Source organism: Herbidospora cretacea, from assembly GCF_001570605.1.
GTDB lineage: Bacteria > Actinomycetota > Actinomycetes > Streptosporangiales > Streptosporangiaceae > Herbidospora > Herbidospora cretacea.
Window position 1 is genome coordinate 1 of record NZ_BBXG01000035.1, and the last position, 6383, is coordinate 6383.

A 6383-nucleotide genomic window follows, 5' to 3' on the forward strand; every position below is an offset into this window, starting at 1 on the left:
GACACGGATGACGGCGCCGTCGTGGACGTCGCCGGCGACCAGGGCGCGGGCGACGCGGGTCTCGACCTCGCGGGCGATGAAGCGGCGCAGCGGCCGTGCGCCGTAGACGGGGTCGAAGCCCTGCTCGGCGATGAAGCGCACCGCCTCGGGGGTGACCTCCAGCGTCATCCCGCGTTCGGTGATCCGGCTCCTGATCTCGGTGAACATCAGTGCCACGATCTGCTCGATCTCCGGCTCGGTGAGGGGCTTGAACAGCACGATGTCGTCGATCCGGTTGAGGAACTCGGGCCGGAACCGCGCGCGCAGTTCGGCCATCACCATCTCGCGGACCTCAGGATCGATCTCACCCGCCGGGCCGGTCTTCTCGCTCAGGAAGAGCGAGCCGATGTTGGACGTCATGATGATCACGGTGTTGCGGAAGTCGACCGTACGGCCCTGGGCGTCGGTGAGCCGCCCGTCGTCGAGCACCTGCAGCAGGGTGTTGAAGACGTCCGTGTGCGCCTTCTCGATCTCGTCGAACAGCACGACCGAGTACGGCTTGCGCCGGACGGCCTCGGTGAGCTGGCCGCCCTCCTCGTAGCCGACGTATCCGGGCGGGGCGCCGACCAGCCGGCTGACCGTGTGGCGCTCCTGGTACTCGCTCATGTCGACGCGGACGATGTTGTCCTGGGTGTCGAACAGCGCCTCGGCGAGGGTCTTGGCCAGTTCGGTCTTCCCCACGCCGGTCGGGCCGAGGAAGACGAACGAGCCGATGGGCCGGCGCGGGTCCTTGATCCCGGAACGCGCCCGGATGATCGCGTCGGCGACCGCCTGCACGGCCTCGTCCTGGCCGATGACGCGCCCGTGCAGGATCTGGTCGAGGTGGAGCAGTTTGCCCCGCTCGCCCTCCTGGAGCCTGCTGACCGGGATGCCGGTCCAGCGGGACACGATCCCGGCGATCTCCTCCTCCGTCACCACCTCACGGAGCAGCCGTCCCGCGCCGTGCTTGGATTCCAGCTGCGCCTCCGCGGCCTCCAGCTTGCGTTCCAGCTCGGGGAGCCTGCCGTGCATCAGCTCGGCGGCGCGGTTCAGGTCGTACACGCGCTCGGCCTGTTCGGCCTCGCGCCGGACCGTCTCGATCTCCTGGCGGACGCCCTGCACCTTGTGCAGGGCGTGCCGCTCGGCCTCCCACTGGGCGCGCATGGCGTCGGCCTGGGTGCGCACGTCGGCGAGCTCGGCGCGCAGCGCCTCCAGGCGGGTCCGGCTCGCCGGGTCGTCCTCATCGGCGAGGGCCGCCTCCTCGATCTCCAGGCGCATCACCCGGCGGGTGAGTTCGTCCAGCTCCGCAGGCATGGAGTCGATCTCCGTACGGAGCATCGCGCACGCCTCGTCGACCAGGTCGATCGCCTTGTCGGGCAGGAAGCGGTCGCTGATGTAGCGATGGCTGAGCACGACCGACGCGACGACGGCGTTGTCGGCGATCTTCACGCCGTGGAAGACCTCAAGGCGCTCGCGCAGGCCGCGCAGGATGGAGATGGAGTCCTCCACCGACGGCTCGTCCACGAAGACGGGCTGGAAGCGGCGTTCCAGCGCGGCGTCCTTCTCGATGTGCTTGCGGTACTCGGTGACCGTCGTGGCGCCGATCATGTGGAGTTCGCCGCGGGCCAGCATCGGCTTCAGCATGTTCCCCGCGTCCATGGAGCCCTCGGCCGCGCCCGCGCCGACGACGTTGTGCACCTCGTCGACGAACAGCAGGATCCGGCCCTCCGCCGAGGTGACCTCGGTCAGCACGGCCTTGAGGCGTTCCTCGAACTCGCCCCGGTACTTCGCCCCCGCGACGAGGGCGCCCACGTCGAGACTGAAGATCGTCTTGTCCTTCAGGCCCTCCGGGACGTCACCCCGGGCGATCCGCTGGGCCAGCCCCTCGACGATCGCGGTCTTGCCGACGCCCGGATCGCCGATGAGAACGGGATTGTTCTTGGTCTTGCGCGACAGGATCTGCACGACCCTGCGGATCTCGCCGTCGCGGCCGATCACCGGGTCGAGTTTGTCCGCCCTGGCGGCGGCCACCAGGTCGCGGCCGTACTTCTCCAGGGCCTCATAGGCGACCTCCGGGGTGGCGGAGGTCACCCGCTGGTTGCCGCGCACCTGCGTGAGGACCTCCAGGAAACGTTCGCGGTTCAGCCCGTGCGCTTTGAGCAGCCGCCCGGCGGAGGTGTCCGGCCCTTCGTCGAGCAGCGCCAGCAGCAGGTGCTCGACCGAGACGTACTCGTCCTTCAGCCTCCTGGCCTCCCGATCGGCCGCGTCCAGCAGGCGGGACAGCCGCTGGGTCAGGTACACCTGGCCGGGTGCGGCGCCGGGGCCGGTCACGCGGGGCCGGCGTTCCAGCTCGGCCTCCACCTCCAGCGCCAGCTTGTCCGCGTCGGCGCCGGCGGCCGAGAGCAGGCGGGGGGCCAGCCCCTCCGGCTGGTCCAGCAACGCGGACAGCAGATGCTCGCCGTCGACTTCGGTGTGGCCGAAGCGGGTCGCCTTGGTCTGGGCGCCCTGCAGGGCCTCCTGCGACTTCTGAGTCAGGCGGTTCACGTCCACGGCATGCCTCCCTGAGTTCTCGTGCGGGTCCGCAGAGCCGCTTCGAGCTCCGCGATGCGATCGAGCAGGTCCGCCACCAGGCCCAGAGAGGCGTAGTTGACAGCCAGTTGCGTGTGCAGCCGCTGGAGGCGCCCGGCGGCGGCGAGCTGGGAGGGCGGGAAACACAGGTCCCCCGCCGGGTCGCGGAAGGCCTCGATCAGGCCGAGCGCGACCAGGCGGCGCACCAGCTCCGGATGCAGGCCGGTCGCCCGCGCGAAGGATTCCAGGTCCAGGAGCGGGAGCCGGACCAGCGGATGGCTCATGACCGGGCCCTCCCTTCCGATTCGGCGCGTGGGTCGAAGCCGGAGACGTCGGCCAGCCGCTCATAGAGACGGCGCTCCTCGGCGCTCAGCGTGCGGGGGACCATGATCCGGACTTCGGCGAACAGGTCCCCGGGAGCGCCGCGGGGATGGGGCATCCCCTGTCCCCGCAGGCGCAGGCGGCGTCCGGAGGAGGAACCGGGCGGCACCTTGACCTTCGCCTCGCCACCGGGGGTCTCCACCGCCACGGTCGCGCCCAGCGCGGCCTCCGACGGGGTGAGGGGAAGCTGGACGTGGATGTCCCGTCCCTCGACGCGGTAGCGGGGATGATCAGTGATCCGCGCGATCAGGTAGAGGTCGCCCCTCTTCGCGCCGCCGGCGCCCTCGCCGCCCTGATCCGCGAGCCGGATCCGTTGCCCGTCCCGGACGCCCGGAGGGATCGTGACCTCCAGCGTCCGGGAACCTCTGGCGCGGGGCAGGGTGATCGTGCGGCGGCCGCCGCGGTAGGCCTCCTCGACCGTCAGCGGCAGCTCCGCCTCCTGGTCGGCGCCGGGCATCGGCCCCCAGCCGCGGCCCGCGCGTCCTGCGCGGCCTCCGAACATGCCGCCGAACAGGTCCTCGAAGTCGATGCCCTCTCCGGTCTCGAACCGGACCTCCTGCCCGGCCGGACCTCCTGCCCAGCCGGCTCTGCCTCCCGTGCCCGCCCCGGCCCGGGCCCGGGCGTACGCCGCCGGGTCCACTCCCTCGGGCACCTGCCGGAAGTCCCGGCCGAACGCGTCGTAGCGCCGCCGGGTCTCGGGATCGGACAGCACCTCGTAGGCCTCCGACACCTCCTTGAAGCGGTCTTCGGCGCTCGGGTCCTTGTTGACGTCGGGATGATGGGAGCGCGCGAGCTTGCGGTAGGCCCGCTGGATCTCCTCGCGGCCGGCCGTTCGCGGCACGCCGAGGATCTCGTAGAAGTCGCGGTCAGCCATCAGTCCTCCGACTTGGTCGACACGACGACCGACGCGGGTCGCAACTGGTCGGGGCCCTCTCCGTAGCCGGGCCGTACGACGGCGACGACCGTGCCCGGCTCGGCCTGCGGGTCCTCCACCGTGCTCACGGCCTCGTGCCTGGCGGGGTCGAACCGGGCCCCGAGATCCTCGACGCGCGGGAAGCCCAGCCGGGCGAGCACGGCCACCGCCTGGTCGCGGACGGAGCGGACGCCTTCGATGATCGGATCGGCGCCGGCGTCGTCCGCGTGCCGCAGCGCCAGTTCGAGGTTGTCGACGACCGGCAGCCACTCCGCGGCGACCCTGGCCCGTTCGTCGAGCCGCTGTCTGGTGAGGTCCCTGGCCGTCCGCTTACGGAGGTTGTCCAGCTCCGCGACCGCGCGCAGCCACCGGTCGTGGAGCTCCTCCAGCCGGGCGTCCGTGCCGACCCCCGCGCCGGCCGCCGTCGCGCCGTTTTCGCGGCTCGTCCCGGATGTGGCCTGCCCCTCCGCAGCCGGGCCGTCCTTCATGGCCTCGGTCGTTGGCACACGGCCCTGACGTGGGGTTCCGTCCTTGTCGGTCATGTCACTCGGGCCTGGTGAACTCGGCGTCGATCACGTCATCGTCCGGCCCGCCCGCGCCGGGCTGTCCCGGCTGCTGCGCCTGCTGCTCGGGCCGCCCCGGCTGAGCGCCCAGTGCATGGAAGACCTGCTGCAGCTCTCCGGTAAGGATGCGCAGCCGGTCGACGGGTGCCTCCTCCTTGATGGCCTGGCGGGCGTCGGCGATCAGTTGTTCCGCCCGTGCCTTCTCGTGCACCGGGACGGCGTCCCCCAGGTCGGACAGGCGCCGCTCCACCTGGTAGGCGATCGAGTCCAGCTCGTTGCGTGCGTCGACCGCCTCGCGGAGGGCGACGTCGTCGGCGCGGTGCCGCTCGGCGTCGGCGATCATCCGGTCGATCTCGCTGGTGTCGAGGTTGGAGCTCTCGCTGATCGTGATGCGCTGCTCGGCTCCGGTGTCCTTGTCCTTGGCGGTCACGTTGAGGATGCCGTTCGCGTCGATGTCGAAGGTGACCTCGACCTGCGGCACCCCGCGCGGCGCGGGCCGGATGTTCTCCAGCCGGAACCGGCCGAGCACCCGGTTGTCGGCGGCGCGTTCCCGCTCGCCCTGCAGGATGACCACGTCGACGGCCGACTGGTTGTCCTCGGCGGTGCTGAAGATCTCGGTCCGGCGGGCCGGGATCGTGGTGTTCCGTTCGATGACCTTCGTCATGAGACCGCCGAGGGTCTCCACTCCGAGCGACAGCGGGGTGACGTCGAGCAGCACGACGTCCTTGACCTCACCCCTGATGACGGCCGCCTGCACCGCCGCGCCGAGCGCCACGACCTCGTCGGGGTTGACCGTCATGTTGGGGTCCTTGCCCGTCATGCGGCGCACCGTCTGCTGCACCGCGGGCATGCGGGTGGACCCGCCGACCAGGATCACCTCGTCGAGATCGGCCGAGGTCAGCTTGGCGTCGCCCATGGCCTGCTCGACCGGGCCCTTGACCCGCTCGATCAGGTCGGCGGTGATCTGCTCGAAGGTGGACCGCATCAGCGTCGTGTTCAGGTGCTTGGGCCCGTTCGCGTCCGCCGTGATGAACGGGAGGCTGATCTGGGTCTGGCTGACCGCCGACAGTTCCACCTTGGCCTTCTCGGCCGCCTCGAAGAGCCGCTGCAGGGCCTGCGGGTCCGCGCGCAGGTCGATGCCGTCCTGACGCTGGAACTCGTCGGCCAGGTGGTCGACGATCCTGCGGTCGAAGTCGTCGCCGCCCAGGTGGGTGTCCCCAGCCGTGGAGCGGACCTCGACCACGCCGTCGCCGATGTCGAGGACGCTGACGTCGAAGGTCCCGCCGCCCAGGTCGAACACGAGGACGGTCTCGCTGCCCTTCTTGTCCAGCCCGTAGGCCAGAGCGGCCGCGGTCGGCTCGTTGATGATGCGCAGGACCTCCACGCCGGCGATCTTCCCGGCGTCCTTGGTGGCCTGCCGCTGGGCGTCGTTGAAGTAGGCGGGCACGGTGATGACGGCCTCGGTGACCTTCTCGCCCAGGAACTTCGCCGCGTCGGCGATCAGCTTCCTGAGCACGAACGCCGAGATCTCCTCCGGCGCGTACTGCTTGTCTTTGACCTTGAACCGCACGGCCCCGTCGGGACCCGCCGCGACGTCGAACGAGACCGCCTTGGTCTCGTCGTGAACCTCGTCGAAGCGCCGGCCCATGAACCGCTTGGCCGAATAGATCGTCCCCTTCGGATTCAGGATCGCCTGACGGCGGGCCATCTGGCCGACCAGGACCTCACCCTGGTCGGTGAAACCCACCACCGATGGTGTGGTCCGCGACCCCTCGGCATTCGGGATGACTGATGGATGGCCGTCCTCGGTCGTCGCGATCACGGAGTTCGTCGTGCCCAGATCGATGCCTACTGCCTTCGCCATCGCCATGTCCCCTCACGGTTCCGCGTGGTCTGGCCCATCCCTGCCGGGTTTCGCTGATCTCGGCCGCGATGCGCCG

At 70.7% G+C, this 6383-nt stretch carries 5 protein-coding genes; all 5 read right to left on the reverse strand.

Going from position 1 to position 6383, the window contains the following annotated elements; translation table 11 throughout:
• On the reverse strand, window positions 1-2568 hold a 2568-nt coding region (gene clpB, locus AW270_RS36945; RefSeq protein WP_061300807.1), incomplete at its 3' end, for an ATP-dependent chaperone ClpB.
• Window positions 2559-2870 (reverse strand): chaperone modulator CbpM, encoded by a 312-nt coding sequence (locus AW270_RS36950; protein WP_061300808.1) that lies wholly within the window; start codon window positions 2868-2870, stop codon window positions 2559-2561. The genes AW270_RS36950 and clpB, both read right to left, overlap by 10 nt.
• On the reverse strand, window positions 2867-3841 hold the full coding sequence (locus AW270_RS36955) for a DnaJ C-terminal domain-containing protein (protein WP_061300809.1): 975 nt from the start codon (window positions 3839-3841) through the stop codon (window positions 2867-2869). The genes AW270_RS36950 and AW270_RS36955 overlap by 4 nt, the downstream gene beginning before the upstream one ends.
• Window positions 3841-4368 carry a nucleotide exchange factor GrpE gene (locus AW270_RS36960; RefSeq protein WP_218009446.1) on the reverse strand — a complete coding sequence of 176 codons (528 nt, stop codon included), beginning with the start codon at window positions 4366-4368 and terminating at the stop codon, window positions 3841-3843. The genes AW270_RS36955 and AW270_RS36960 overlap by 1 nt, the downstream gene beginning before the upstream one ends.
• A gap of 55 nt (window positions 4369-4423) precedes the next feature.
• A complete protein-coding gene (gene dnaK, locus AW270_RS36965; RefSeq protein WP_061300811.1) occupies window positions 4424-6307 on the reverse strand; it encodes a molecular chaperone DnaK in 1884 nt (627 codons plus the stop codon).
• Window positions 6308-6383 lie beyond the last annotated feature (76 nt).

Bases quoted from the DNA above. Each gene is read 5' to 3' on its own strand.
- AW270_RS36955 (WP_061300809.1), bottom strand. From the start codon at position 3,841: ATGGCTGACCGCGACTTCTACGAGATCCTCGGCGTGCCGCGAACGGCC.
- dnaK (WP_061300811.1), bottom strand. From the start codon at position 6,307: ATGGCGAAGGCAGTAGGCATCGATCTGGGCACGACGAACTCCGTGATC.
- AW270_RS36960 (WP_218009446.1), bottom strand. From the start codon at position 4,368: ATGAAGGACGGCCCGGCTGCGGAGGGGCAGGCCACATCCGGGACGAGC.
- AW270_RS36950 (WP_061300808.1), bottom strand. From the start codon at position 2,870: ATGAGCCATCCGCTGGTCCGGCTCCCGCTCCTGGACCTGGAATCCTTC.